Origin of the sequence: Methylobacterium sp. 2A, assembly GCF_009806555.1 — a bacterium.
Lineage (GTDB): Bacteria > Pseudomonadota > Alphaproteobacteria > Rhizobiales > Beijerinckiaceae > Methylobacterium.
Genome location: NZ_VUOK01000058.1, coordinates 189842 through 215441, shown reverse-complemented (window position 1 = coordinate 215441; position 25600 = coordinate 189842). Strand labels below are relative to the sequence as shown.

The 25600-nt window shown below is 70.0% G+C and carries 23 protein-coding genes; 9 read left to right on the top strand and 14 right to left on the bottom strand.

Annotated features, from left to right (window positions below):
• Positions 1 to 146: 146 nt before the first annotated feature.
• The 4 genes from gltX (at position 147) to FVE89_RS25945 (ending at position 4369) form a co-directional block, all read left to right on the top strand.
• Positions 147 to 1574, top strand: a complete 1428-nt coding sequence (gltX, locus tag FVE89_RS25960; RefSeq protein WP_161393033.1) for a glutamate--tRNA ligase — start codon at positions 147 to 149, stop codon at positions 1572 to 1574.
• A 242-nt stretch (positions 1575 to 1816) separates the two neighbouring features.
• Positions 1817 to 3106 carry a citrate synthase gene (gene gltA / locus FVE89_RS25955; RefSeq protein WP_161393032.1) on the top strand — a complete coding sequence of 430 codons (1290 nt, stop codon included), beginning with the start codon at positions 1817 to 1819 and terminating at the stop codon, positions 3104 to 3106.
• A 59-nt stretch (positions 3107 to 3165) separates the two neighbouring features.
• Positions 3166 to 4050 (top strand): AlkA N-terminal domain-containing protein, encoded by an 885-nt coding sequence (locus FVE89_RS25950; RefSeq protein ID WP_161393031.1) that lies wholly within the window; start codon positions 3166 to 3168, stop codon positions 4048 to 4050.
• A 70-nt stretch (positions 4051 to 4120) separates the two neighbouring features.
• Positions 4121 to 4369, top strand: a complete 249-nt coding sequence (locus FVE89_RS25945; protein ID WP_161393030.1) for an amino acid transporter protein — start codon at positions 4121 to 4123, stop codon at positions 4367 to 4369.
• A 273-nt stretch (positions 4370 to 4642) separates the two neighbouring features.
• On the opposite strand, the gene parC is transcribed toward FVE89_RS25945, so the two are convergent.
• Both parC and recO read right to left on the bottom strand, forming a co-directional pair.
• The gene (gene parC / locus FVE89_RS25940) at positions 4643 to 6889 is read right to left on the bottom strand and encodes a DNA topoisomerase IV subunit A (RefSeq protein WP_161393029.1); all 2247 of its coding nucleotides are present in this window, start codon (positions 6887 to 6889) and stop codon (positions 4643 to 4645) included.
• 190 nt (positions 6890 to 7079) lie between these two features.
• Complete coding sequence (gene recO, locus FVE89_RS25935) at positions 7080 to 7799, bottom strand: DNA repair protein RecO (protein WP_161393028.1); 720 nt, start codon at positions 7797 to 7799, stop codon at positions 7080 to 7082.
• Positions 7800 to 7914: 115 nt separating this feature from the next.
• Between recO and FVE89_RS25930 the strand changes: the two genes are divergently transcribed.
• Together FVE89_RS25930 and FVE89_RS25925 are read left to right on the top strand one after the other, a co-directional pair.
• Positions 7915 to 8316, top strand: a complete 402-nt coding sequence (locus FVE89_RS25930; protein ID WP_161393027.1) for a hypothetical protein — start codon at positions 7915 to 7917, stop codon at positions 8314 to 8316.
• 20 nt (positions 8317 to 8336) lie between these two features.
• Positions 8337 to 9038, top strand: a complete 702-nt coding sequence (locus FVE89_RS25925) for a gamma-glutamylcyclotransferase (RefSeq protein ID WP_161393026.1) — start codon at positions 8337 to 8339, stop codon at positions 9036 to 9038.
• 3 nt (positions 9039 to 9041) lie between these two features.
• Here FVE89_RS25925 and FVE89_RS30705 read toward each other — a convergent pair whose 3' ends face one another.
• The gene (locus FVE89_RS30705; protein WP_202131067.1) at positions 9042 to 9185 is read right to left on the bottom strand and encodes a hypothetical protein; all 144 of its coding nucleotides are present in this window, start codon (positions 9183 to 9185) and stop codon (positions 9042 to 9044) included.
• A 174-nt stretch (positions 9186 to 9359) separates the two neighbouring features.
• Here FVE89_RS30705 and FVE89_RS25920 point away from each other — a divergent pair, with 174 nt between their 5' ends.
• The gene (locus FVE89_RS25920) at positions 9360 to 9980 is read left to right on the top strand and encodes a hypothetical protein (protein WP_161393025.1); all 621 of its coding nucleotides are present in this window, start codon (positions 9360 to 9362) and stop codon (positions 9978 to 9980) included.
• A 26-nt stretch (positions 9981 to 10006) separates the two neighbouring features.
• Here the strand turns inward: FVE89_RS25920 and FVE89_RS25915 are convergent, their stop codons facing one another.
• Both FVE89_RS25915 and dnaE read right to left on the bottom strand, forming a co-directional pair.
• The gene (locus tag FVE89_RS25915) at positions 10007 to 10348 is read right to left on the bottom strand and encodes a LysR substrate-binding domain-containing protein (protein ID WP_342389479.1); all 342 of its coding nucleotides are present in this window, start codon (positions 10346 to 10348) and stop codon (positions 10007 to 10009) included.
• Positions 10349 to 10581: 233 nt separating this feature from the next.
• Positions 10582 to 14100, bottom strand: coding sequence for a DNA polymerase III subunit alpha (dnaE, locus tag FVE89_RS25910; protein ID WP_161393024.1), 3519 nt, complete (start codon positions 14098 to 14100; stop codon positions 10582 to 10584).
• 549 nt (positions 14101 to 14649) lie between these two features.
• Between dnaE and FVE89_RS25905 the strand changes: the two genes are divergently transcribed.
• Positions 14650 to 15936, top strand: a complete 1287-nt coding sequence (locus FVE89_RS25905) for a nucleotide disphospho-sugar-binding domain-containing protein (protein ID WP_161393023.1) — start codon at positions 14650 to 14652, stop codon at positions 15934 to 15936.
• A 137-nt stretch (positions 15937 to 16073) separates the two neighbouring features.
• Here FVE89_RS25905 and FVE89_RS25900 read toward each other — a convergent pair whose 3' ends face one another.
• From FVE89_RS25900 to proS, 4 genes are all read right to left on the bottom strand, one after another.
• Entirely contained in the window at positions 16074 to 16346 is a 273-nt protein-coding gene (locus FVE89_RS25900) for a hypothetical protein (protein ID WP_161393022.1), read from the bottom strand.
• 231 nt (positions 16347 to 16577) lie between these two features.
• A complete protein-coding gene (locus tag FVE89_RS25895; RefSeq protein ID WP_161393021.1) occupies positions 16578 to 17291 on the bottom strand; it encodes an ABC transporter ATP-binding protein in 714 nt (237 codons plus the stop codon).
• Between the two features lie 12 nt (positions 17292 to 17303).
• The gene (locus tag FVE89_RS25890; protein WP_161393020.1) at positions 17304 to 18602 is read right to left on the bottom strand and encodes a lipoprotein-releasing ABC transporter permease subunit; all 1299 of its coding nucleotides are present in this window, start codon (positions 18600 to 18602) and stop codon (positions 17304 to 17306) included.
• Between the two features lie 8 nt (positions 18603 to 18610).
• Complete coding sequence (proS, locus tag FVE89_RS25885) at positions 18611 to 19936, bottom strand: proline--tRNA ligase (RefSeq protein ID WP_161393019.1); 1326 nt, start codon at positions 19934 to 19936, stop codon at positions 18611 to 18613.
• A gap of 553 nt (positions 19937 to 20489) precedes the next feature.
• On the opposite strand from proS, the gene FVE89_RS25880 reads away from it, so the two are divergent.
• Complete coding sequence (locus tag FVE89_RS25880; protein WP_161393018.1) at positions 20490 to 20687, top strand: hypothetical protein; 198 nt, start codon at positions 20490 to 20492, stop codon at positions 20685 to 20687.
• Positions 20688 to 20692: 5 nt separating this feature from the next.
• On the opposite strand, the gene FVE89_RS25875 is transcribed toward FVE89_RS25880, so the two are convergent.
• From FVE89_RS25875 to nuoN, 5 genes are all read right to left on the bottom strand, one after another.
• The gene (locus FVE89_RS25875) at positions 20693 to 21019 is read right to left on the bottom strand and encodes a DUF1467 family protein (protein WP_161393017.1); all 327 of its coding nucleotides are present in this window, start codon (positions 21017 to 21019) and stop codon (positions 20693 to 20695) included.
• Positions 21020 to 21024: 5 nt separating this feature from the next.
• Positions 21025 to 21429: a methylmalonyl-CoA epimerase gene (gene mce / locus FVE89_RS25870; protein WP_161393016.1), complete on the bottom strand. Its 405-nt coding sequence runs from the start codon at positions 21427 to 21429 to the stop codon at positions 21025 to 21027.
• A gap of 213 nt (positions 21430 to 21642) precedes the next feature.
• The gene (locus FVE89_RS25865) at positions 21643 to 23316 is read right to left on the bottom strand and encodes a ribonuclease J (RefSeq protein WP_161393015.1); all 1674 of its coding nucleotides are present in this window, start codon (positions 23314 to 23316) and stop codon (positions 21643 to 21645) included.
• A gap of 18 nt (positions 23317 to 23334) precedes the next feature.
• On the bottom strand, positions 23335 to 24138 hold the full coding sequence (locus FVE89_RS25860) for a biotin--[acetyl-CoA-carboxylase] ligase (protein ID WP_161393014.1): 804 nt from the start codon (positions 24136 to 24138) through the stop codon (positions 23335 to 23337).
• Positions 24139 to 24145: 7 nt separating this feature from the next.
• On the bottom strand, positions 24146 to 25591 hold the full coding sequence (gene nuoN / locus FVE89_RS25855; RefSeq protein WP_161393013.1) for an NADH-quinone oxidoreductase subunit NuoN: 1446 nt from the start codon (positions 25589 to 25591) through the stop codon (positions 24146 to 24148).
• Between the last annotated feature and the right edge of the window lie 9 nt (positions 25592 to 25600).

Genomic DNA, 25600 nt, shown 5'->3' with positions numbered 1-25600 from the left:
CGGCCGGGCGATTCCTTGGCCGATTCTTAACGCATCCGTGGCCTCGTGCTACAGGCGGCGCTTCGTGCTACGGGCGCCTCCATCGGGCACCCTCGTCGAGCCCGCCCTTTCCGCGCTCCCCGCCTCGCCCCGAACACACCGGACCGATGTCCTCAGCCGTCGTCACGCGCTTCGCCCCCTCGCCCACCGGCTACCTGCATATCGGCGGGGCCCGCACGGCTTTGTTCAACTGGCTCTACGCCCGCCACACCGGCGGCAAGATGCTGCTGCGCATCGAGGATACCGACCGGGAGCGTTCGACCAAGGGCGCGATCGACGCGATCCTCGACGGCCTCACCTGGCTCGGCCTCGATTGGGACGGGGACGTGGTGTTCCAGTTCGCCCGGGCCGAGCGGCACCGCGCGGTGGCCGAGGAACTGCTGGCGGCGGGCCGCGCCTATCATTGCTACGCCACCGCCGAGGAACTCGCGCAGATGCGCGAGACCGCCCGCGCGGAAGGGCGCGCGCCCCGCTACGACGGCCGCTGGCGCGACCGCGACCCGTCCGAGGCGCCGGCCGGCGTGAAGCCGGTGATCCGCCTGCGCGCGCCGACCGAGGGCGAGACCGTGGTGGAGGATGCCGTCCAGGGCCGGGTGACCTGGGCCAACAAGGATCTCGACGACCTCGTTCTGCTGCGCTCGGACGGCACGCCGACCTACATGCTCGCCGTGGTGGTGGACGATCACGACATGGGCGTCACGCAGGTGATCCGCGGCGACGACCACCTCACCAACGCCGCCCGCCAGACCCAGATCTTTTCCGCCTTGGGCTGGGACGTGCCGAAGATGGCCCATATCCCGCTGATCCATGGGGCCGACGGGGCGAAGCTCTCGAAGCGCCACGGGGCGCTCGGCGTCGAGGCCTATCGCGACCTCGGCTACCTGCCGGCGGCGTTGCGCAACTACCTCGTGCGGCTCGGCTGGAGCCACGGCGACCAGGAGGTGTTCTCCACCGAGGAGATGGTCGCGGCCTTCGATCTCGGCTCGGTCGGGCGCTCGGCGGCGCGATTCGACTTCGCCAAGCTCGCCAACCTCAACGGCCTCTACATCCGCGGCAGCGCGGATGCCGACCTCGTTTCGGCGATCGAGACCATCCTGCCGCAGGTCGGTCCGGAGCGCGGCCTGTCGGCGCCGCTGCCGCCGGATCTGAAGGCCAAGCTCACCCAGGCCATGCCGGGCCTGAAGGAGCGCGCCAAGACCCTGATCGAACTCCTCGACAGCGCCTACTACCTCTACGCCCAGCGCCCGCTGGGGCTCGACGACAAGGCCCGCGCCCTGCTCTCCGACGAGGGCCGCGCGCGCCTCGCCGGGGTGAAGCCGGCCCTGGAAGCTCTTCCTGACTGGAGCGCGGCCTCGACCGAGGGCGCCGTGCGCCAGTACGCGGAGGAATCGGGCTGCAAGCTCGGGCAGGTGGCCCAGCCCCTCCGGGCGGCGCTCACCGGCCGGACCACCTCCCCGCCCCTGTTCGACGTGATGGCGGTGCTCGGCCGGGACGAGACCCTGGCCCGCCTCGGCGATCAGGGGCCGCAGGGCTGAGGTCGCCGGCCGGGCCGGGAACCGCCGGCTCCGGCCCGGATTTCGCTTGGTGGCATTCATTTAACGATTTCGCTTGGCGTCGGGGGCCGGTTGTCACCGACGCCGTTGCTGCTGCAGTGCCGTTTGAGTAACCCATGCCTGTGAGCACCCGCAGCATAACACGGGTGCTTGAGGCCCCCGGGGCCGTTCGGCGCAGCCCGGGGCCCGCACCCGCCACGTCGCCAGAGAAGGGTCCACGATCCATGAGCGCACCCAGCACCATCACCGTGGGCGGCAAGACGATCGATTTGCCGGTGAAATCCGGCACGATCGGGCCGGACGTCGTCGATATCGGCAAGCTCTACGCCCAGACCGGTGCCTTCACCTTCGATCCGGGCTTCACCTCGACGGCGAGCTGCGAATCGAAGATCACCTACATCGACGGCGACGAGGGCGTGCTGCTCTACCGCGGCTACCCGATCGAGCAGCTCGCCGAGAAGGGCGACTTCCTCGAGACCTGCTACCTGATGCTGTTCGGCGCCCTGCCGACCGCTGCCCAGCGGGCCGATTTCGAGTACCGGGTCACGCGCCACACCATGGTGCATGACCAGATGAACCGGTTCTTCACCGGCTTCCGCCGCGACGCGCATCCGATGGCCGTCATGGTGGCCTCGGTGGGCGCCCTCTCGGCCTTCTACCACGACTCGACCGACATCACGGACGAGAGCCAGCGGATGATCGCCTCGATCCGCATGATCGCCAAGATGCCGACGCTGGCCGCGATGGCCTACAAGTACTCGATCGGCCAGCCCTTCGTGTATCCGAAGAACGACCTCGACTACACCTCGAACTTCCTGCGCATGTGCTACGCGGTGCCCTGCGAGGAATACGAGGTGAACCCGGTCTTCGCGCGCGCCCTCGACAAGATCTTCATCCTGCACGCGGACCACGAGCAGAACGCCTCGACCTCGACGGTGCGGCTCGCCGGCTCCTCGGGCGCCAACCCGTTCGCCTGCATCGCGGCCGGCATCGCCTGTCTGTGGGGCCCGGCCCATGGCGGCGCCAATGAGGCGGCGCTCAAGATGCTGATGGAGATCGGCACCCCGGAGAACGTCGGCAAATACGTCGCCAAGGCCAAGGACAAGAGCGACCCGTTCCGCCTGATGGGCTTCGGCCACCGGGTCTACAAGAACTACGACCCGCGCGCCCGGATCATGCAGAGCACGACCCACCAGGTGCTCAAGGAGCTCGGCAAGACCGACGACCCGCTGCTCCACGTCGCCATGGAGCTGGAGCAGATCGCCCTCAAGGACGAGTACTTCATCGAGAAGAAGCTCTACCCGAACATCGATTTCTACTCGGGCATCACCCTCAAGGCGATGGGCTTCCCGACCGACATGTTCACGGTGCTGTTCGCGGTGGCGCGCACGGTCGGCTGGATCGCCCAGTGGGCCGAGATGATCGAGGATCCGTCGCAGAAGATCGGCCGCCCGCGCCAGCTCTATGTCGGCCCGGCGCAGCGCGACTACGTGCCGGTGGACCAGCGCGGCTGAGGCGGGACCTGTCCCGGGACACGATCAGCGGGGCGGCCGGGAGGCCGCCCTTCGCGTTTGTGGGGGCGTGCGATCTCCGCCTCTCCTACCGGCCGCCCTACGACTGGGCGGCGATCCGCGCCTTCCTGGCCAAGCGGGCGATCCCGGGCGTCGAAGCGGCGGACCCGGCGGCCTACGCGCGCACGGTGAGCCTCGCGGGGCGCCACGCCATCCTGATCGTGCAGCCCGGGGCGGCGGGCCTGCAGGTCGGGCTCCGCGGCGTCGATCCGGGTGATGTCCCGACCGTGACCGCGCGCCTGCGCCGCCTGTTCGACTGCGATGCCGACCCGGCCGCCATCGCGGACCGCCTCGCCGGGGACCCGGTTCTGGCGCCCCTCGTGGCGGCGCGGCCGGGCTTGCGGCTGCCCGGCGCCTGGGATCCGTTCGAGACCGGCTGCCGGGCAATCCTCGGCCAGCAGGTCTCGGTGGCCGCCGCGATCGGGCTCGCGGGCAAGCTGGTCGCGGCCTTCGGGACGCGGCTCGCCGAGCCTGTCGGCGGCCTGACCCATGTCTTCCCGGCGCCGGCCGATCTCGTCGAGGCGGATGTCGCCCTGGCGCTCAACATGCCCCGCGCCCGCGGCGCGGCGATCCGGGCGCTGGCGGCGGCTGCGCTCGCCGATCCGGACCTGTTCGCCCCGGCCGAGTCGCTGGAGGACGCGGTGCTGCGCTTCACGGCGATCCGCGGGATCGGGCCCTGGACGGCGCAGTACATCGCGATGCGGGCGCTCAAGCTGCCGGACGCCCTGCCGGTGGGCGATGTCGGGCTGCTGCGGGCGCTGGAGGACGGCACCGGGCGACCGAGCGCGGCGGCGCTCCTGGACCGGGCCGAGGCGTGGCGGCCGTACCGGGCCTACGCGGCGCAGCACCTCTGGGCGGCGGACGAGGCGGCCGTGAAGGGGCGGTGAGGCGAGGGGCGTCGTTCATTCCCCGCATCGCCAGGGTGGGTTAATTCCATGGCCGGGGGGCTCGGATTCGATGTCGGACGGGGACGAGGACGCGCGCGACAAGCTCGTCGCGAACGAGCGCATCAAGTTCTCCGCTACCTATGCCAACGGTCTCGCCGTCGCGATCTTTGCCGTGGGCGGTTTCGCACCGTTCATATCAACCGCTCTATCGGACCGGCCGCATTTCGAGCCCGTGCTCTTCGCTACGGTGGTTTGTTGGATCATGAGTGGCGCCAAACATTGGGGTGTGCGGCACGCGCTTCGGGATCTTCGCCCATGACGACAGCCCAGTTCCTCCTTCTGCTTTCGGTTCCAGTTGCCGGAGGCGTCCTGGCCTTTGGCGCGCTTTGGCTCAATCAGCGTTCGCACTGAAACAGGGTTTGCCCCCCCCGCGCCCTCATTCTGAGGCGCCGGAGCGTAGCGGAGGCCTCGAAGGAGGGCTCCAGGAACCGCGCGGCCGGCTGGAGGGCTCCTTCGAAGGCCGCTGACGCGGGCACCGCAGGACGAGGGAACGAGGGCGCGGGCTGGATGCCCGTCACCCACCCGCCCTCCTTCAGCGCCCGAACCGCTCGAATTTCGGGAAGCTGCGCGCCATCATCAGCCCAACCTCGGCCCGATGGCCGAGCCACTTCTCCAGCACCGCCGCGTTGGCGAGCCGGCCTTCCGGAGAGCCGTCCTGCCAGGGCAGGCCGTCGGCCAGCTTGAACACATGCGCGTCGAGGAGCCCGCCGCTGCGGCACCGCTGGAGCCGGACCCCCTTGCCGCGGGCGAGTTCCGCCACCTCGGAGATCGGGAAGATCAGCAGCAGCTTCTCGGTGTTCACCACCGCCACGTGGTCGCCCTCGGCCGGGACCAGCACCGCCGCTTTGGCGTCGCCGTCGAGGCCGAGCACGCTCTTTCCCTTGCGGGTGTTGGCCACCAGCGCGTCGGCGGGCGCCACGAAGCCGCGGCCGTCCGAGCCCGCGATCAGCAGCTTGGTCTCCGGCCGGTAGGGCAGAGCCGCCACGATCTCGGTACCGTCGTCGAGGTCGGCCATCAGCCGCACCGGGTCGCCGAAGCCGCGGCCGCCCGGGAGCTTCGAGGCCTCCAGGGTGAACACCTTGCCGTTCGTGGCGAGCAGCAGGATCTTTTGCGTGGTCTCAGTCGGGAAGGCGATCTTCAGGGTGTCGTCGCCCTTGAAGGCCACGCCGGAGAGATCGGCCACGTGGCCCTTCAGCGCCCGGATCCAACCCTTGGTCGAAACGATCACGGTGATGGGCTCGCGCTCGACGAGCGCCGCGGTGAAGTCGATGCCGCCGACATCCGGCGGGCTCGCCAGCTCCGTGCGGCGCTTGCCGAGCTTCGTCTCGGGTCCGAAGGTCTTCTTCACGGCGCGGATCTGCGCCTGGATCGCCTTCCACTGCGCCGGCTCGGAGGCGAGGAGCGCATCGATCTCGGCCTTCTCGGCGGTGAGCGCATCGAACTCGCGCTTCAGCTCCATCTCCTCCAGCTTGCGCAAGCTACGCAGGCGGGTATCGAGGATGGCGTTCGCCTGGATCTCGGTCAGCTCGAACCGGGCCATGAGGGCGGGTTTCGGCTCGTCCTCCTCGCGGATGATGCGGATCACCGCGTCGAGGTCGAGATAGACGATGAGCAACCCGCCCAGGATCTCCAGGCGCCGGTCGATCTGGCCGAGGCGGTAGCGCGAGCGGCGCTGAAGCACCACGCGGCGGTGGTCGACCCATTCGCGCAGGCACTCGGCGAGCCCGATCACCTTCGGCACGAGGCCGCCGACCAGGACGTTGAGGTTCAGGGGGATCCGCGCCTCCAGTTCGGTGAGCCGGAACAACGATTCCATCAGGATCACCGGATCGACCGTGCGGGAGCGCGGCTCCAGCACGATGCGCACGTCCTCGGCCGATTCGTCGCGCACGTCGGCGAGCAGCGGCAGCTTCTTCTCCTGCAGCAGCTCGGCCATCTTCTCGATCAGCCGGCCCTTCGGGATGCCGTAGGGGATCTCGGTGACGACGATGTTCCAGGTGCCGCGGCCGAGATCCTCCTTGGCCCAGCGGGCGCGGACCCGGAAGGCGCCGCGGCCGGTGCGGTAGGCCTCGGCGATCGACTCGGCCGAGTCCACCAGGATGCCGCCGGTGGGGAAGTCCGGCCCCTGGACGAACTTGGCGAGCTGGCCCGAGGTCGCCTCGGGGTGGTTGATCAGGTAGAGCGCCGCGTCGCACAGCTCGGCGGCATTGTGCGGCGGGATCGAGGTCGCCATGCCGACCGCGATGCCCTGGCTGCCGTTGGCCAAGAGGTTCGGGAAGGCCGCCGGCAGCACCACCGGCTCCTCCTTCTCGCCGTTGTAGGAGGGCCGGAAATCGACCGTGTCCTCGTCGATCCCGTCGAGGAGCAGGCGCGCGACCTCGGTCAGCCGCGCCTCGGTGTAGCGGTAGGCGGCCGGGCCGTCGCCGTCGATGTTGCCGAAATTGCCCTGTCCGTCGACCAGCGGGTAGCGCTGGGCGAAGTCCTGGCTGAGCCGCACCAGCGCGTCGTAGATCGCCTGGTCGCCGTGCGGATGGAAATCGCCCATCACGTCGCCGACGATCTTGGCGCATTTCTTATGCGCGGTGTTCGGGTCGAGGCGCAGCAGCCGCATCCCGTACAGGATGCGCCGATGCACGGGCTTGAGCCCGTCGCGGGCATCCGGCAGCGCGCGGTGCATGATCGTGGAGAGCGCGTAGGCGAGATAGCGCTCCTCCAGCGCGGATTTCAGCTCGACGCTCTCGATCCCGTCGCCGGACGGCGGCTCGAAGGGCTGGCCCATGACGGCTCCTCAAATTCCTATCGCCTTTGCCGGCCGGGCCATCGGTCCCGGGTGCGGCGGGGCACGAGGTCCGATCGCACCGCCTGCGCCGAACGATGCCGGGGCATCGCGCGCTGGAGGAATCCGGATCCCGGGCTTCGCCTGCGGCCCCGGACCGATTGCCGGCGGTGCGCAGAACATAACGCGAACATTACCCGGCCTCGCGGCCGAGCGCAACGAATCGCGCCCGCTCCTCGGGCATTCCGAGGCCGCGGGGGCCCCAGACGTGCCGGTCGAGGAAGTACCCCGTCAAGGTAAACCCTTGCGCAACGCCGTCGGGCCCGGGGGATCCGCCCGCATGCAGGAAGGTCGGCAGCGCCAGCAGCCGGTCGCGGTAGGGCTCGCCCGCCGAGGCGCTGACCGCCCGCCCGCTCTTCGGCGAGACATAGGCCAGGGCATCGTTGCCGCCGGTCGCCGCGCAGGCGGTGAGATCCAGCCCGAAGCCGAGTTCCGACAGGATCGCCAGTTCGAACCGCACCATCAGGGGCGGCGCGATGGCCGGATCGTCGAGATGTTCGATGAGGATCCCCGCGGCTTCGTAGAGTTCCGGATGCGGATCGCGCTCGGGAAGCAGCCGCAGCAAAGCCGCGAGATGCCCGATGCCGTACAAAGCGAGGCTCGACCCGATCAGCCGCGAGACTTGCGATTCGAGGGGCTCCACCGCGAAGGCGCCGAGCCCCTCGTCGAGCCGCGCCCGCCAGGTCAGGCGGACCCGGTTGCCGGGCTGGAGCACCGGCTGCATCCGGCGCGAGCGCCCGCCATGCACGAGGCCGAGATGGCGCCCGTGGGATTCGGTCATCGCCTCCAGGATGACGCTGCTCTCCCCGTGCCGGCGCAGGCCGAGCACCAGGGCATCGTCGGTCCATTGCATCGAAAGTCGCGTCGCGGGGGTGTGAGGGGCGCGGTTGGCCGGGATAGCCTCATATAGGCATTCGCGCCGCCCGGCGCTCCAGCCTCGGGCAGCCTTGTCCGGGTAGCGTTGGCGGATGCCGCCCCGTGCCGCCCTCGCCCTTGTGCTTCTCCTCGCCGCCGCCGCGGCACAGGCCGCCCCGCGGAAGGCGGCGGCCGGCTCGGAGGATGCGCCCTCCCCGGCCCTGCTCCAGCGGATCGCCGCTCTGGTGCTGAAGCAGGTCGAATTCGGCTCGGTGTCGCTGCTGCCGGTGCGGTTCGAGGGCAGCCGGATCGCCGGGCCGATCGAGGAGAGCGGCAAGGTGATCTACTGCGTGACGGGCCACATGTACGGCCGGACCTTCGGCAAGCCCGAGAAGCCGAGGGTGGCTCTGCGCTACGAGGCCGACCGGCTCACGGTGCTGGACGACGACGAGGTCTGCACCGGGCACCGCACCCGCCCCTTCCCCGAGCTCGACGCCCTGGGCAACGCCCGGTGAAGCCGCCGCGTTGAGGGCCCATGCCCTCTGACCAGCCCCTCGCCCGCACCCTCGATCTCAACCTCGACCTGATCGCCCGCGCCCATTCCGTCCCGGTGCCCGACGACCCGAGCGCCCTCGACGTGCTGTCGGACGCGGAGCTGCGCCCGGGTCTGGAGGAGATCGTCGCCGGCCGCGAGGGCGGCGCCGTCTGGGTCTTCGCCTACGGCTCGCTGATGTGGAATCCGGAATTTCCGGTGGCCGAGCGCCGGATCGGGACGGTCCGCGGCTTCCACCGGCGCTTCTGCCTGCTCCAGCGGCGCTTCCGCGGAACGCCGGAGCGGCCGGGCTTCGTCCTGGCGCTCGACCGGGGCGGCCTCTGCCGGGGCGTCGCGTTCCGCCTGCCCGATTCGGAGATCCGCGCGGCGCTGATGCCGGTCTGGCGGCGGGAGATGCGCGGCCGGGGCTACGTCGCCCGCTGGCTGCCGGTCGCCACTGAGGCGGGCACGGTCTCGGCGCTGACCTTCCTGGCCAACCGCGCCAGCGACCGCTACGCCGGCCGCCTCTCGGATGCCGAGATCGCGGACAAGATCGCGGCCGCCTGCGGTCATAAGGGACCGAGCGCCGAGTACCTGTTCCGGACCGTGGAGGCCTGCGAACGCCTCGGCATCCATGACCGACACCTCTGGAGCCTCCAGGCCCTCGTGGCCGAGCGGCTGAGGGCCTGCGCGCCTGAACCGTGAAGCTCAGGCCCAGGCGCGCTTCATCACGACGGCGACGCGCCCGCCCGCATGCTCCGCATCCGGGTTGCGCGGCTCGCGGATGCCGGGGGCGCGGCCGGTCGTGACGTAGACGACCAGGGTGAGGACGAGCAGGATCTTCGTGCGCATCGCGACGCTCAAGCTTGAGCGAGCGTGCATAGGATCGATCGGTTTTTACGGAGTTGCTGCAACGTACGCGGGTGCTGTCGCGGTGCAGTTCGCGTGATCATGGTGAAGGAAGGGTTGCGGCGAGGCCGCGATCGTCTATGCCGCCGGCCCGGGATCTCCACAGGCGAGGACAGGATGCGGCTTCGGATCGGCGTGGGCTTGGGCGTCGTGATCATCGCGGCCGTGGCCCTCCTCGCGGGACCGTTGAGCCGTGGCGAGCGGCTGTCCGACATCCTCACGGGGCAGACGCCGCTGTTCGGCGGCAACCGGGCGCCCGGCGGCAGCGCGGACCTCACCGGCGCCGCCGATCTGGGGACGGATCAGAGGTCGGCGACCCTGCATCTCGCCTGCGATCCGGGCGGAACCGGCCTGTCGGCGGCGCTGATCGTGCCGCGCTTCGCCGAGCTGGCGCCGCGCTTCGACTTCGCCGGGCTCGAAGGCTCCGCCAGCGAGACGCCGCTCACCGGCATCCTGGTCTCCAGCGCCGGCAGCGTGCGCTCGGTGCGCATGCCGGTCCGGGGGGCTGCGGCCGGCGCGGATTCGGGCTTCACCCTGACGGTGACCGGGGCCCGCCGCGGCGAGGATCCGCTGCGCGGGGTCGCGCTGGCGCTGACCCAGCCCGGCACCAAGCTCACCTGGACGCAGGCGAGCCCGCGCAGCGGCGATCCGGCCCTGACGGCGGTGTTCACGGTGGCGGAGGGCGACGCCGCCGCGCTGAAGGGTGCGCTCGGCGGGTGCCTCGCGGCACCGTTCTGACCCGCCGGCCGGGCGGCTGCCCCGTGTCAGGCGGTCGGGCTGATCCCCTCCACGGCGCGGATGCGCGGCACGGCAAAATCCGTGAAGGCCCGCACCGCCGGGCGCATGTGGCGCACCGACGGATAGACCAGATAGGCGTCCGTCGAGCGCAGCGCGTAGTCCGGCAACACCCGGACCAGCCGGCCGGCGGCCAGATCTTCCGCGACCAGCAGGTGCTGCACCGGCCCCATCAGCCGGCCCTCGCGCAGGGTCGCGAGCAGGATCTCGGCGCTGTTGGTGCGCAGGGCCGGGCGGACCGGGACGCTCACCGTCTCGCGCCCACGCTGGAGGACGAGGAGGTCGCGGCTATCGGCGGCCGCATTGGTCACGACGCGGGCGGTGGTGCTGGCGGCGAGCGGGACGGCGCCTCTGGTCCTGTAAGCCTCGCCCTTTCCCGGACAGGTGGAGCGTCAGCGGAACCTGATCCGGGATCCAGCACAGGAAGCGCCGCGCAGGCGGCACGAGTTTATCCAGTTGGACGCTTCCCGGGGTCCCGTGCTGGGTCCCGGGTCGCATTCCGCTGACGCTGCATGCGCCCGGGAAAGGGCGGGTGCGCCGCCCCTCAGCTCACCTCCACCTGCACCACCCCCGGCACGGTCCGGAGCTGGCCGGCCAGCGCCGGGCTCGCCTGGAATTTTCCGGGCAGCCGGATCTCCACTTCGCGCTCGCCGCCGTCGAGCTTGAGGATCAGCGAGACCTCGCTCTCGCCGCGCATCGACAGCCGCTGCTGCACCGGCGCGACGCCGCGCGGGTCGCTCAGATGAATCCGGATCCCCTTCTGGTGGCGGGCCACCGCCTGATCGAGGGGTTCCGCGGTGAGGATCCGGGCGCGCACGTCCTCGCCCTCGAGGTTCGCCTGGAGCTGGAGCACCAGCGGCCGGCCCGGCTCCAGGATGTCGCGGTACTGGCCCAGCCCCTCGGAGAAGATGATCGCCTCGAAATGCGCGGTCCGGTCCGACAGGGTGACGATGCCCATCTTGTTGCCGGTCTTGGTCCGCCGCTCCGCCCGGTCGAGCACCGAGGCCGCCACCCGGCCGACGCTCGAGGTCCCGGCCCGCACCGCGCGGCAGAAATCCGTCCAGCTCTGCACCCGCAGCTTGTCGAGAAGGTCGCCGTACTCGTCGAGCGGATGGCCCGAGATGAAGAACCCGATCGCCGCGTATTCGCGCTTGAGCGTGTCGGCCATCGGCCAGATCTCGTGGGGCGGGATGCGCAAGCTCACGTCATCGGCCACGACGCCGCCGAACATGTCGGTGACGCCGGCCGATTCCGCCTCCGCCGCGCTGGCGGCGAGCTTCATCATCGGCTCCACCGCCGCGAAGGCGCGCGCCCGGTCGGGCTCGATGCAGTCGAGCGCCCCGGCCTGGACGAGGCTTTCGAGCGTCCGCTTGTTGATCATCCGCGGATTGAGCCGGCGGGCGAGGCAGGCGAGGTCCTTGAACGGCCGGTCGCCCCGGGCCTCCACCAGCGCCCGCACCGCCTCGCGGCCGACGCCCTTGATGGCGGCCAGCGCGTAGAAGATCTTGCCGTCGCGCACTTCGAACACCTCGCCCGACGTGTTGATCGAGGGCGGCTCGACCACGATCTTCAGGCGCTGCGCGTCCTGGCGGAATTCGGCGAGCTTGTCGGTGTTGTCGATGTCGAGCGTCATGGCGGCGGCCAGGAACTCGACCGGATAGTTCGCCTTCAGGTAGGCGGTCTGATAGGTCAGCAGCGCGTAGGCCGCCGCGTGGCTCTTGTTGAAGCCGTAATCGGCGAACTTGGCCAAGAGGTCGAAGATCTCGTTCGCCTTCGCCTTGGTCAGGCCGCGCTCGGTGCAGCCCTTGAGGAAGCGGTCGCGCTGCGCATCCATCTCGGCGCGGATTTTTTTACCCATGGCGCGCCGGAGCATGTCGGCCTCGCCGAGCGAGTAGCCCGCCAGGACCTTCGCGATCTCCATCACCTGTTCCTGGTAGACGATGATGCCGAACGTCTCCTTCAGCATCGGCTCCAGCTTCGGGTCCGGATACCAGGACATCTCGTTGCCGGCGTCGCGGCCGAGCTTGCGCTCGCAATAGACCGGGATGTTGGCCATCGGGCCCGGCCGATAGAGCGCCACCAGGGCGATGATGTCCTCCAGCCGGTCGGCCTGCATCTCGCAGAGCGCCTTGCGCATGCCGGCCGATTCCACCTGGAACACACCGACCGTCTCGCCCCGGCCCATCGGCCCGTAGGTGTTCGGGTCGTCGAGCGGCAGGCTCGCGAGGTCGATGTCGATGCCGCGCTGCTTCAGCAGATCCGTGCAGCACCGCAGCATGGTCAGGGTCTTGAGGCCCAGGAAGTCGAACTTCACCAAGCCGGCCTGCTCGACCCACTTCATGTTGAACTGGGTCACCCGCATCCCGGTCTTCGGGTCTCGGTAGAGCGGCACCAGCTCTTCGAGCGGCCGGTCGCCGATCACCACGCCGGCGGCGTGGGTCGAGGCGTGGCGGTGCAGGCCCTCGAGCTTCTTGGAGATGTCGATGAGCCGGGCGACGACCGGCTCCTCCTCCATGGCCTGCTGGAGCTTCGGCTCGCCCTCGATCGCCTGGGCGAGGGTCACGGGGTTGGCCGGGTTCTGCGGCACGAGCTTCGTCAGCTTGTCGACCTGCCCGTAGGGCATCTCCAGCACGCGGCCGACGTCGCGCAGCACGCCGCGGGCGAGCAGCGTACCGAAGGTGATGATCTGCCCGACCTGCCCCTCGCCGTAGCGCTGCTGCACGTAGCGGATCACCCGCTCGCGGCCCTCGACGCAGAAGTCGATGTCGAAATCCGGCATCGAGACGCGCTCGGGGTTGAGGAAGCGCTCGAACAGCAGGCCGAAGCGCAGCGGGTCGAGGTCGGTGATGAGCAGCGACCACGCCACCAGCGAGCCCGCGCCCGAGCCGCGGCCCGGACCCACCGGGATGTCGTGGTCCTTGGCCCACTTGATGAAGTCGGAGACGATCAGGAAGTAGCCCGGGAACTTCATCTTGACGATGACGTCGAGCTCGAATTCGAGGCGCTTGCGGTAATCCTCCTCCGAGAAGCCCGGCGCCGTGCCGTGCTGCTTCAGGCGCAGCTCCAGCCCGGCCTCGGCCTGCCGGCGCAGCTCGGTCGGCTCGTCGGCCGAGACCGCCTGCACGCCGGCAGCCGCCCCCTCCGCCAGGGCGTCGGCCATGGGCGGCGCCGCGCCGGCCGCCACCGCGCCGAAATTGGGCAGGATCGGCTTGCGGGTCCGCGCCCGCACGGCGCAGCGCATGGCGATCTCGACCGAGGCCTGGAGCGCGTCCGGCAGGTCGCGGAACAGATCGGCCATCTCGGCGCGGGTCTTGAAGGCGTGGCTCGGCGTCAGCCGGCGGCGGCGCTCGTCCGAGACCAGGCGGCCTTCGGCGATGGCGAGCAGGGCGTCGTGGGCGTCGTAATCGTCGGGCTTGGCGAAATAGGGCTCGTTCGTCGCCACGATGCCGAGGCCGTGCCGCCCGGCGAGGTCGAGGAGCGCGGTCTCGATCCGCCCCTCCTCCGGCAGGCCGTGGCGCTGCAGCTCGACATAGAGCCGATCCTCGCCGAACGCGGCCTTGAGGCGCTCGAGGCGGGCCAGCGCCAGCTCCGGCCGGCCGGCCCGGAAGGCGGCGTCGAGGGGACCGGACGGGCCGCCCGTGAGCGCGATCAGCCCGTCCGAGGATCCCGCGAGCGCGGCCGCATCGAGCCGGGGAGACTCACCCAGCGCCGTATCGAAATAGGCCCGGCTCGCCAGCCGCAGCAGGTTGGCGTAGCCGGCCTCGTCCTGCGCGAGCAGCACGATACCGTGGCTCGTCGGCGCCTGCCGCTGATGCGGATCCGCCGCCTCGAACCCCACCGAGAGCTGCACGCCGGCGATCGGCTGCACGCCTTCGCCTGCCGCCTTCTCGGAGAATTCGAGCGCCCCGAACAGGTTGTTGGTGTCGGTGAGCGCCAGCGCCGGCTGCCGGTCGGCCACCGCGGCCTTGATCAGGGAGCCGACCTTCAGGGCACCTTCGAGCAGGGAATAGGACGAGTGGACGTGGAGGTGGACGAATCCGACCTCCTTGAGCTGGCGTGGCATGGCCGACCTTGTTCCGGGGACGGACACCATCCCCGCTCGACCGGCCGGAGTCGACGGATCAGGAGCCGTCTCGGCATGATATCCACCGGTCGTGCCCCGGGGGCATCAGTTCAGGCCACCTCTGTGGACAATCGACCTCAGCGGGCCGATCGGCTGTGCATAACCCCATCCCGGCGGGAACCGGCACGGAATCCGCAGCTGCGGGCTAATGAACCGGTGCCAAGGCTATCGCCCAGGCGCCCAAAGCCGCGAACAGCATTCCGAACGCCATGAACTCGACCATGAGCTCGACCATCCCGGTCAGGACCAACCGCTTCAGCATCGTCGTGCCTCCGTATTGCCGCTCCAGTATGTTCATGTTTTGTTCTAGCGAAAGGGGGCAGGCGCGATCGGCGGCGGCGTCTTTTTCAGTACAGTAAAAAGTGTCTTGATACCGGCCCAACGGGCTGGCATGCCCCGCGCTCAGACGCACTCGTCACTGGGGTCGGGGGGTCGAAGGAGCAGGCTATTCCCGCGCAACGGACCGTCGAACGGCAGCACGTCGCCCTCGTGGCTGTCGGTACGCACGGTGACGTGCTGCCGTTCATCGCGCTGGGCCACGAACTCCTCGCGCGCGGCCACTGGGTCTCGCTGGCCGCGCCGGCGCCGTTCGAGTCGATGGCGCGCCGGGCCGGCCTCGACTTCCAGCCCCTCGGGACGGTGGCGGATTACGAGGCGGTGATCCGCAGGCCGGACCTGTGGGATCCGCAACTGGGCTTCCGGCCGATGTTCGACTACGCCCTGCAGGTGGCCGAGCCCGCCTGCCTGTGGCTCGGTGCGACCTGGGCGCGGGGGCTCGACGTGCTGGTCGTGGCCTCGCCGCTGGCCTGGGGGGCGCGGCTCGCCCAGGATCTCTACGATCTCCCGACGGCGACGCTGCACGTGATGCCGTTCCTGATCGAGAGCCGGTTCGATCCGCCCGTCCTGCCGGGCCTGCCGCTGCCGCGGTTCCTGCCCGCCGCGTTCCGCGCCTATCTCAACCTCGGCGCCGACGCGGTCGCGGTGGGACCGTTCACGCTGCCGCCGTTGAACGCCCTGCGCGCGCGCCTCGGCCTCGACCCGGTGCGCCGGCTCCGGCACTGGTGGAACAGCCCGACGCGCCTTCTGCTGATGTTTCCGGACTGGTACGCCGCGCCGCAGCCGGACTGGCCGGCCCAGGCGATCCAGCTCGGCTTCCCGCTGGTCGATCGGTTCGGCGATCTGCCGGCGATGCCGCCGGAACTGGAGACCTTCCTGGCCGCGGGTGAGCCGCCGCTGGTGTTCACCTACGGCTCGGCCATGCGCCAGGGGGCGAATTTCTTCGGCACCGCGGTGCAGGTCTGCCGCCGGATGGGCCGGCGTGGGGTGCTGCTCGCGCCGCAGGGCGGCCAGATCCCGCAGCCGCTTCCGCCCGGGATCATCCATCTGCCCTATGCACCCTTGAGCGCGCTGCTGCCCCGGAGCGCCGCCCTGATCCATCACGGCGGCGTCGGGACGGTGGCGCAGGCGCTGGCCGCCGGGATCCCGCAGCTCGTGGTGCCGGTGGCGTTCGATCATTTCGACGAGGGGCGGCGGCTCAAGGACCGGACGCTCGGCACGACCTTGAGCCGCCGCGCCTTCCGGCCTGCCCGGGCGGCGCGCGTCCTCCGGCGGTTGCTCGCGGATCCGGCGGTCGCCCGCGCTTGCGCCGAGGCCCGAGACCGCATGGCCGTAGCGCCCGACGCCATCACGGAGGCCTGCGACCATGTCGAGGCGCTGGTCCGCGGCGTCGCGGACGGCCCGCACCGGGCGGTGGCCGGTCGCCGGCCGGGGCGCTGATCCCCGGCCGGGCACGGCAGTATCATGGGCCGAGCAGCACGCTCGCGGAGCCGACCAGGGTCATGAGGAGGCCGCTCACGAAAGCGCCGATCATGACGTACGAGAGGGGCTTGAGCTTCATCCGTCGTGAGATCGGATCAGCAGCGGTAGCCACCGGCGGTCTGGCCGTACTGCTTGAACGGGCGGGTCTGCTGATTGGCATTGCCCTCGGCGGCCGAGCTCATCGGGCAGCCCTCGTAGAAGGGCGCATCGTGGACCCCGAGGCCGATCGCGCCGGTGGTCTCGGGCGCGTAGGTGCTGAAGCCGGTCCAGCGGCCCTCATGGGGCGCGACATTGCCCGCGAAGGCCGACGACAGGGGCGCGGCGACAAGGACAAGCGCAGCGATGGCGGCGGGAATGCGGTTCTTCATGCGTTGGCTCCTGTATTGTTCTGAAAGATCGGGCTGATCTGCCTCGGCTTGTCTTTCACAAGACCAATATAGGAACCGAAGATGTCTCAGGACGTGATGCGGCGCACGCGGCGCAAGGGATTAAAAGATTGTCCGCGTCGGGGCGCACCGTACCGGTCAGACCGCCGAGAACGGCGCAGGTGATCGGCCGGCCGATGTGCCGCGAAGATGTGCCGATGCGAGGGCTGCCGCTCAGTCGAGCTGGGTGATCAGCCCGTCCCGGATGGTCACCCGCCGGTCCATGCGGGCGGCGAGATCCAGGTTGTGGGTCGCCACCAAAGCGGCGAGGCCCGAGGCGCGAACCAGGGCCATCAGCACCGAGAAGACGTGGCCGGCCGTGCCCGGATCGAGATTGCCGGTCGGCTCGTCGGCGAGCAGCAGCCGCGGCCCGTTGGCCACTGCCCGGGCGATGGCGACGCGCTGCTGCTCGCCCCCCGACAGTTCCGCCGGGCGGTGCGGCAGCCGCTCCTTGAGGCCGAGGAAGCTCAGGAGCTCGGTGGCGCGGGCTTTCGCCTCCGGGGCCTTCAGGCCGCGGATGAGCTGGGGCATCACCACGTTCTCCAGGGCCGAGAATTCCGGCAGGAGGTGGTGGAACTGGTAGACGAAGCCCATCTCCTCGCGCCGCAGGCGGGTGCGCTCGGCATCCGCCATGCCGGCGGTGGGCTGGCCGCCGATATAGATCTCGCCCCCGTCCGGCCGCTCCAGGAGGCCGGCGAGGTGCAGCAGGGTCGACTTGCCGGCGCCGGACGGCGCGACCAGCGCCACCAGCTCCCCCGGCCAGATGGCGAGGTCGGCGCCGCGCAGGATCTCCAGCGCGCCCTCGGCCTGGGCGTAGCGCCGCTCGACGCGGGAAAAGAACAGGGCCGGCACCGGCTGGCCGCCGGCTGTCTGGCTCGAATCGGTCATGGGGTCGGCCCGTCAGCCGTAGCGGAGGGCCTGCACCGGATCGAGCCGGGCGGCGCGCCAGGAGGGATAGAGCGTCGCCGCGAGCGACAGCAGCAGGGAGGTGACCACCACGGCGGTGATCTCCTTCGGGTTCATCTGGGCCGGGATCTCGGCGAGGAAGCGCACGGTCGGGTCCCAGGCGCCCGGAAACAGCACGTGCTGAATCGGCTTGATGTTGAGGGTGATCAGGATGCCGAGCAGCAACCCGCCGAGCGTCCCGACGACGCCGATCAGCGCGCCGTTGATCAGGAACACCCGCATGATCGTGCCGGGCGTCGCCCCCATGGTGCGCAGGATCGCGATGTCGCTCGACTTGTCGCGCACCAGCAGGATCAGGCCGGAGACGATGTTGAGCGTCGCCACCACGACGATCAGGCTGAGGATCAGGAACATCACGTTCCGCTCGACCTCCAGCGCCCCGAAGAAGGTCCGGTTGCGCTGGCGCCAGTCGGTCAGCAGGATCGGGCGCTCGGCCGCCATCTCCAGGGGCTCGCGCATGTCGCCGACATGGTCGGGATCGTCGACGTAGATCTCGATCATGCTGACGTCGCCGTCCTTGTTGAAGAAGGCCTGGGCCTCGGCGAGCGGCATGAACACGAAGGTCTGGTCGAACTCGGTCATGCCGACTTCGAAGACCGCCTTGACGGTGTAGCTCTTGGTGCGCGGCGCCGTCCCGAAGGGCGTGGACGAGCCCTTGGGCGTCACCAGCGTGATCGTGTCGCCGGCCTGCAGGCCCAGCGTGTCGGCGAGCCGCCGGCCGATCAGCACGCCGGTGCCGTCGTCGAAGCCCTCCAGGGTGCCGCCGCGGATCGAGGAGGAGACCGCCGCGAGCGCATCGAGATCGGCCGCCCGCACGCCGCGGATGATCACGCCCGAGCCGCCATATTGCGACGAGGCGAAGGCCTGTCCTTCCACCAGCGGCACCGCCGCGCGCACCCCCGCCACCTTGGACAGGCGGTCCGACAGGTCGGTCCAGTCGTTGAACGGCCGGTCGATCGGCGTCGCGAACAGGTGGCCGTTGATGCCGACGATCTTCGAGAGCAGTTCCGCCCGGAAGCCGTTCATCACCGACAGCACGATGATCAGGGTGGCGACGCCGAGCGCGATGCCCAGCACCGAGAAGAACGCCACCACCGAGACGCCCCCGCCCCGGCGGCGCGCCCGCAGGTAGCGGCCGGCGAGGATCCACTCGAACGGCGCGAAGGGCGCGGTCCCCTGGCGGAACGAGGCTGCGAAGTCCCTCACCCGGTCGATCGCCGCGGATGCCGCCATGTGGGGTCTCAGGCGCGCTTGATGCGCGCGAGCAGGTCGACGACCGCGAGGCTCTCGCGCTCGCCGCCGGCGCGCCGCTTCAGCTCGACCTTGCCCTCGGCCAGACCCTTCGGGCCGACGATCACCTGCCAGGGCAGGCCGATCAGGTCGGCGGTGGCGAACTTCGCGCCGGGCCGCTCGTCCCGGTCATCGTACAGCACCGACAGGCCGGCATTCTCCAGATCCGACTGGATCTGCGCGCAGGCGGCGTCGGTGGCGGCATCGCCGGTCTTGAGATTGATCAGCGCCACGTCGAAGGGCGCGACGGAATCCGGCCAGATGATCCCGGCCTCGTCGTGGCTCGCCTCGATGATCGCGGCGACCAGCCGGCTCGGGCCGATGCCGTAGGAGCCCATATGGACCGGACGCTCGATCCCATCCGGCCCGGCGACCTTGGCGCCCATCGGCTCGGAATACTTCGTGCCGAAGTAGAAGATGTGCCCGACCTCGATGCCGCGGGCGGCCAGACGGCTCTCCTCCGGCACCTCGGCGAAGGCCTCCTTCTCGTGCATCTCCTCGGTGGCGGCGTAATGCGAGGTCCAGGCATCGACGATGCCCTGGAGGCCGGCCACGTCCTCGAAATCGACCGTCTCCGGCGGGATGGCGAAGTCGAGATAGGCCTTGTCGCAGAAGACCTCGCTCTCGCCGGTCTTGGCCAGGATGATGAACTCGTGGGACAGGTCGCCGCCGATCGGGCCGGTATCGGCGCGCATCGGGATCGCCTTCAGGCCGAGGCCCGCGAAGGTGCGGAGATACGCCACGAACATCCGGTTATAGGCGTGGCGGGCGCCGGCCTGGTCGAAATCGAACGAGTAGGCGTCCTTCATCAGGAATTCGCGCGAGCGCATCGTGCCGAAGCGCGGCCGCACCTCGTCGCGGAACTTCCAGGAGATCTGGTAGAGGTTCTTCGGGAGATCCTTGTACGACCGGACGCTCGCACGGAAGATCTCGGTGACCATCTCCTCGGCGGTGGGGCCGTAGAGCATCTCGCGGTCGTGCCGGTCCTTCAGGCGCAGCATCTCCTTGCCGTAGGCATCGTAGCGGCCGGATTCCCGCCACAGCTCGGCGGATTGCACCGTCGGCATCAGGATCTCGATGGCGCCGGAGCGGTTCTGCTCCCGCCGGATCACCGCGCAGACGCGCTCCAGCACCCGGAGGCCGAGCGGCAGCCACGCGTAGATGCCGGCGGCCTCCTGGCGGACGAGGCCGGCACGCAGCATCAGCCGGTGCGAGACGATCTCGGCTTCCTTGGGCGTCTCGCGCAAGGTCGGCATGAAATAGCGGGAGAGACGCATGTCGTGAGGGTCTTGGACGTGGGGCAGCCGGGAGGAGCCGCGGCGCGCGGTCACACAACACGCCGGAGACGCAAATTACAAGCACTGCGCGACCACGGCGCGGCGTAATCGCGGCGAAGCCATGGCGCGGGAGCCGTCAAGGTCCGGTTGTGCTCGGCCCGAGAGCGGTCTGCCCATTTGCCGGCAAGAAAGCGCAGTTTTTTCTCACAGACCCGGTGACAACACGAATTGTTGTTCCTATAAGCATCCGGCGATGTTTGCGACGCCCGGAAGAGGTGGCGCAAGGTCCGAGTCTCGGGAGGAAAAACGACCGCCCCGCAAGCAATGCGGCGGATCTTCAAGGTCGAGCCACTGAAGCTTGAAAGCAAGGCCTCGGGCCTTGCTTTTTTTATGCGCGCCTGCGGACCGTGACATCGTGGGTCCCTGTGAAGAGCGTTGATAGCGCGGATAACGGACCGGCCGGCCGGGTTTTCGCCCCCCGCGGGCAACGCTTTAACCGGTCCGGGTTTTTGTGCGGCGCAGGGTAGTCCGGTCCAGCCCGGGTGAGCCCGCCATGCATTTCGAGATCCGCCGGGCCGACGCGCGCTGGGCCTGGGTCCTGCTCAACGACGTCAACGAGACGATCGCCGAGTCGGACCAGACCTATCCGTCGGCCGCACAGGCTTCCGCGGCGGCCCTGGCCTTCGCCCATCTGGTGGCGCGGGCGGGCAAGTCCCTGACCGTGGCACCGCCCTCCGGCACGCTGCTCTGAGCGCGCTACAATCCGGTCAAGGGGAACACCGCCAGCGCGATCAGGAACGCGGCCCCCGCCACCAGCGTCGTCCAGATCGCCTTCTCGCGGAGCCGCGGCGCCGCGGGCGCGCCGGGATCCTGCCCCGGCACGACATGGGTCGGCCGCGTCTCGGGCTGGTTGCGCAGCGGCAGGACCGCGAAGAGCAGCGTCCACCACACCACGAAATAGAGGGCGATGGCGCCCCCCACGGTCAGCCCGAACAGGCGGACCCCCGCCGCCACGAAGGCGGCGACCAGCAGCGTGACGACGGCCAGCGTCCTCGGCGTCGAGCGGACCAGCGCGGGCATCATCCGGGTCAGACCTGCTCCAGCTCGACCAGGGTACCCAGAAAGTCCTTCGGGTGCAGGAACAGGACCGGCTTGCCGTGGGCGCCGATCCGCGGCTCGCCCGTGCCGAGCACCCGGGCGCCCTGCTGTTTGAGCTTGTCGCGGGCCGCCAGGATGTCGTCGACCTCGTAGCAGACGTGGTGGACGCCGCCGCCCGGGTTGCGGGCCACGAAGGATTCGATCGGCGAGTTCTCGCCGAGCGGCGCCATCAGCTCGACCTTGCTGTTCGGCAGTTCCACGAACACGACCGTGACGCCGTGCTCGGGCTGCGGCAGGGGCGGCGTGACCGTGGCGCCGAGCGTATCGCGGTAGATCGCGCAGGCGGCGTCGAGATCCTGCACGGCGATGGCCACGTGGTTGAGACGGCCGATCATTCTCTCTTCCTCCCCGTTCGCGCACCGATCGGCAGGCTGCGGATCCCAAGAACAACCTCATCCTGAGGTGCCGGAGCGCAGCGGAGGCCTCGAAGGAGATCTCCAGGGATCGCGCGGCCGGCTGGAGGGCTCCTTCGAGGCCCGCTGACGCGGGCACCTCAGGATGAGGGTCTGGATTGGACCTGCCGTGGTCCGTTCTTCAGTCTTCGTACCCTAAACCTCCACAACCTGCACGTGGCAGGCGGGCTTCTTGCCCCAGACCTCGTTGACCGCGGTGCGCACCGCCCGGTCGACCGTCTTCTCGACGCCCTCCGAGTCCTTGAGCTTGCCCCGCGACATCCCCGACAGGGTCCGGGTGACCGCATCCACCACCGTCTCGATCAGCGGCTCGCCGGACCGGCCGCGGTTCGGCAGGCCGATGATGTCCACCGCCGGCTCGCCCAGTACGACGCCATCCTCGTCGATGGCGATCGCCACCGAGACGAGGCCCGCCTGCATCAGCTTGCGCCGCTCGGGGATCGCCCGGTCCTTCTCGTCGATCAGGACATCGCCGTCCTTGTACAGACGGCCGGCCTTCACGTAGTCGATCACCTCGGGCTTGCCGGGGCTGAGGCGGATCAGGCTGCCGTTGCGCGCCTTGACGATGTTCTGCACGCCCTGGGCGCGGGCGAAGCGGGCATGCTCGTCGAGATGGAGCGCCTCGCCGTGGACCGGGATCGCGGTGCCCGGGCGCGTCCACTTGTACATCTCGACCATCTCGTCTCGGCGCGGATGGCCCGACACGTGGACGAGGGCGGTGCGGTCGGTGATCACCTCGACGCCCTGCTCGATCAGGTCGTTGATGATCGCGCCGACATCGCGCTCGTTGCCGGGAATGGCGCGGGAGGAGAAGATCACCCGGTCGCCCGCGGTGAGGCTGATATCCGGGTGGTCGCGGCGGGAGACCCGGGCGAGCGCCGCCCGCGGCTCGCCCTGCGAGCCGGTGAGCAAGGCCACGACCCGCTCGCGCGGCAGGCTCTTCCACGAATCCGACCGGCGGAATTCGGGCAGGCCGTCGAGGTAGCCGCATTCGCGGGCCACATCGATCACCCGGTCCATCGCCCGGCCGACCGCCACGATCTCGCGGCCGCAGGCCACGGCCGCCTCGGCGACGGCGCGGATACGGGCGACGTTCGACGCGAAGGTGGTCACCGCCACCCGGTGGGGGGCGTCGGCGATCACCGTCTTCAGGGTCTCGGCGACCTCACGCTCGCTCGGGGAAAAGCCCTCGCGGACCACGTTGGTGGAGTCGCAGACGAGCGCCAGGATCCCCTCGTCGCCGAGTGCCGTGAAGGCCTCCGGCGAGGTCACCTCGCCGGCCACCGGCGTCGGGTCGATCTTCCAGTCGCCGGTGTGCAGCACGAGGCCGGCGGCCGTGCGGATCGCGATGGCGTTCGACTCCGGGATCGAGTGCGAGACCGGCACGTATTCGAGCTCGAACGGGCCGACGGTCACGCGGCGGCCGGGCTTGACCTCGCGCAGGTCGACCTTGGGCGCACCCGGATCCGAGAGCCGCCGGGTCTCCAGCAGGTTCTTGGCGAAGCGCGTCGCGTAGACCGGCGCCTTGAGGCGCGACCACAGCTCCGAGATCGCCCCGATATGGTCCTCGTGCGCGTGGGTGATGAAGATCCCGAGCAGGTCCTTGCGCTTCTCCTCGATGAAGGAAAGATCCGGGAACATCAGATCGATGCCCGGCATGTTCTCCTCGCCGGCGAAGCCCATGCCGCAATCGATCATGATCCACTTGCGGCCCTTCTCCGGGCCGAACCCGTAGAGCGCCGCATTCATCCCGATCTCGCCCACGCCGCCGAGCGGCAGGAAGACCAGCTCCTCCTGTCCTAGTGCCATCTGTGTCGTCGTCCAAACTCAGGCCGCCGTCGCGGCCGATCCGAAATGCACCTCGCCCGCCGTCACGGTATGCCGGTTCCCGTCGGGGGCGAGGATCACGAGCCGCCCCCCCTCGTCGATCGTCTCGAACACGCCCTTGAGGCTATGTCCGCCGCTGCGCACCGCGATCTCCGATCCGAGACCCGCGGCCCGCGCCAGCCAGTCGGCGCGCAGGGCAGCAAAATTCTGTCCCCGGTCCCAGGCGCGCGCCCGCGCTGCCATCCGGTCCGAGAGGTGTTCCAGTAGCGCTTCGGCGTCCGCGGCGTAACCCATAGCCGCCAAGCTTGTGGCGGGGAGGCCCTCCGGGGCTGCCGCCACGTTGACGCCGAAGCCGATCACCACGGCGCGCCGGCCGCCCGGCAGCGTCTCGGCTTCCAGCAGCAGGCCCGCCAGCTTGGCGCCGCCGAGCAGCACGTCGTTCGGCCATTTCAGCCGGAAAGATCGGGCGCCGTCGGCGGATCCGGTATCCGGCAGGGTGCCGCAGGCCGCCTCCAGCGCCTCGATCAGCGCGAGACCGGCCACGAAGCCGAGTTCGGCGAGGTGATCGGGCGCGACCCCGGCGACCGGCCACAGCACGCTCGCCGCGAGGTTGCCCGGCAGGGACGACCAGCTGTTGCCCCGGCGGCCCCTCCCCGCCTCCTGGCGGTGCGTCGCGACCCAGAGCGGCCCGGTCTCCCCAGCCCGCGCCTGCGCCATCGCCTCCGTGTTGGTGGAGCCGAGGCTGTCGTGGACATGCAGGCGGTGGCCCGCGGCGCGCGCCGCAGGCCCGAGGCGGTAGCTCAAGGCCGTCCTAGAACAGCGACCTGGCGGCCCGGCCGGCGGCGCCGACCAGCGGGCCGGGCAGCAGGAAGAACAGCACCACCACGACGCTCGACAGGGCGAGCACGACACGCAGGCCCGGCGCCATCGCCTCGTAGGGCTCCTTCGGCTCGTCGAAATACATGATCCGCACCACCCGCAGGTAGTAATAGGCGCCGACCACGCTGGTCACCACGCCGATCACCGCGAGCGTCACGAGGCCCGCCTTGATGGCGGCGGCGAAGACGTAGAACTTCGCGAAGAACCCGGCGAGCGGCGGGATGCCGGCCAGCGAGAACATCATCGCGGCGAGGCAGAAGGCCAGCCACGGATGAGTCCGGGACAGGCCCGACAGGTCCTCGATCTTCTCGAACATCACGTTCCGGCGCCGGAGCGACAGGATGATTGCGAAGGAGCCGAGCGTCATCGCGAGGTAGATGATCATGTAGGTGACGAGCCCGCTGATCCCCTCCTCCGAGCCGCAGGCCAGCCCGATCAGCGCGTAGCCGATATTGGCGATCGACGAGTAGGCCATCAGGCGCTTGATCGAACTCTGGCCGATCGCCGCGAAGGAGCCCAAAGCCATCGACACGACCGAGACGAAGATGAAGATCTGCTGCCAGACCGCCGTCACGTCCGGGAGGGCGCCGATGAAGACCCGCACCGTCATCGAGACGGCGGCCATCTTGGGCGCGGTGGCGAAGAAGGCCGTCACCGGGGTGGGCGAGCCCTCGTAGACGTCGGGCGTCCACATGTGGAACGGCACCGCCGACATCTTGAAGCAGACGCCGGCCGCCACGAACACGATGCCGAGCACGATGCCGAGGCCCGCATTGGCGTTCAGCGCCGAGACGATGCCGGGGAACGAGACCGTGCCGGTGAAGCCGTAGATCAGCGAGGCGCCGTAGAGCAGCATGCCCGAGGAGAGCGCGCCGAGCACGAAGTACTTCAGGCCGGCCTCGGTCGACTTGATGTCGTCCCGGTGGAAGGCGGCGATGACGTAGGCGGCGAGCGATTGCAGCTCCAGGCCGAGATAGAGCGCGATCAGATCGTTGGCCGAGACCATCACCATCATGCCGATGGTGCAGAGCACGATCAGCACGGGGAACTCGAACCGGTCGATGCGCTCGCGCTTGAAGAAGTCGTGCGCCAGCAGGATCGTCGCCGCGGAGCCGAGCAGCACCAGCGACTTCATCACCTTCGAGAAGGAATCGGACACGAAGGCGCCCGAGAGGGTCGTGATCCGGCCGTGGACCGGCTGGGAGATCACCACCGAGAGGGCGACGAGCAGGAGCGCGAGCGCGCCGATGCTCACGGTCTCGGCCGAGCGGTCGCCGCGCCACGCGCCGTAGAGGATCAGGAGCAGGACGCCGACGCCGAGGATCAGCTCGGGCAGGAGCGGCGCCAGCGAGGGCAGGACGGAGTGGACGGTTGTCATGGTGTCCGC

What these genes read in the sequence shown, in the direction of transcription:
- FVE89_RS25930 (WP_161393027.1), top strand. Translation starts at nt 7,915, where the DNA reads ATGCCGCCCCGTGCCGCCCTCGCCCTTGTGCTTCTCCTCGCCGCCGCC.
- FVE89_RS25875 (WP_161393017.1), bottom strand. Translation starts at nt 21,019, where the DNA reads ATGATGCCCGCGCTGGTCCGCTCGACGCCGAGGACGCTGGCCGTCGTC.
- recO (WP_161393028.1), bottom strand. Translation starts at nt 7,799, where the DNA reads ATGCAATGGACCGACGATGCCCTGGTGCTCGGCCTGCGCCGGCACGGG.
- nuoN (WP_161393013.1), bottom strand. Translation starts at nt 25,591, where the DNA reads ATGACAACCGTCCACTCCGTCCTGCCCTCGCTGGCGCCGCTCCTGCCC.
- dnaE (WP_161393024.1), bottom strand. Translation starts at nt 14,100, where the DNA reads ATGCCACGCCAGCTCAAGGAGGTCGGATTCGTCCACCTCCACGTCCAC.
- FVE89_RS30705 (WP_202131067.1), bottom strand. Translation starts at nt 9,185, where the DNA reads ATGCGCACGAAGATCCTGCTCGTCCTCACCCTGGTCGTCTACGTCACG.
- FVE89_RS25900 (WP_161393022.1), bottom strand. Translation starts at nt 16,346, where the DNA reads ATGAAGAACCGCATTCCCGCCGCCATCGCTGCGCTTGTCCTTGTCGCC.
- mce (WP_161393016.1), bottom strand. Translation starts at nt 21,429, where the DNA reads ATGATCGGCCGTCTCAACCACGTGGCCATCGCCGTGCAGGATCTCGAC.
- gltA (WP_161393032.1), top strand. Translation starts at nt 1,817, where the DNA reads ATGAGCGCACCCAGCACCATCACCGTGGGCGGCAAGACGATCGATTTG.
- FVE89_RS25865 (WP_161393015.1), bottom strand. Translation starts at nt 23,316, where the DNA reads ATGGCACTAGGACAGGAGGAGCTGGTCTTCCTGCCGCTCGGCGGCGTG.
- FVE89_RS25880 (WP_161393018.1), top strand. Translation starts at nt 20,490, where the DNA reads ATGCATTTCGAGATCCGCCGGGCCGACGCGCGCTGGGCCTGGGTCCTG.
- proS (WP_161393019.1), bottom strand. Translation starts at nt 19,936, where the DNA reads ATGCGTCTCTCCCGCTATTTCATGCCGACCTTGCGCGAGACGCCCAAG.
- FVE89_RS25890 (WP_161393020.1), bottom strand. Translation starts at nt 18,602, where the DNA reads ATGGCGGCATCCGCGGCGATCGACCGGGTGAGGGACTTCGCAGCCTCG.
- FVE89_RS25925 (WP_161393026.1), top strand. Translation starts at nt 8,337, where the DNA reads ATGCCCTCTGACCAGCCCCTCGCCCGCACCCTCGATCTCAACCTCGAC.
- FVE89_RS25895 (WP_161393021.1), bottom strand. Translation starts at nt 17,291, where the DNA reads ATGACCGATTCGAGCCAGACAGCCGGCGGCCAGCCGGTGCCGGCCCTG.
- FVE89_RS25920 (WP_161393025.1), top strand. Translation starts at nt 9,360, where the DNA reads ATGCGGCTTCGGATCGGCGTGGGCTTGGGCGTCGTGATCATCGCGGCC.
- gltX (WP_161393033.1), top strand. Translation starts at nt 147, where the DNA reads ATGTCCTCAGCCGTCGTCACGCGCTTCGCCCCCTCGCCCACCGGCTAC.
- parC (WP_161393029.1), bottom strand. Translation starts at nt 6,889, where the DNA reads ATGGGCCAGCCCTTCGAGCCGCCGTCCGGCGACGGGATCGAGAGCGTC.
- FVE89_RS25945 (WP_161393030.1), top strand. Translation starts at nt 4,121, where the DNA reads ATGTCGGACGGGGACGAGGACGCGCGCGACAAGCTCGTCGCGAACGAG.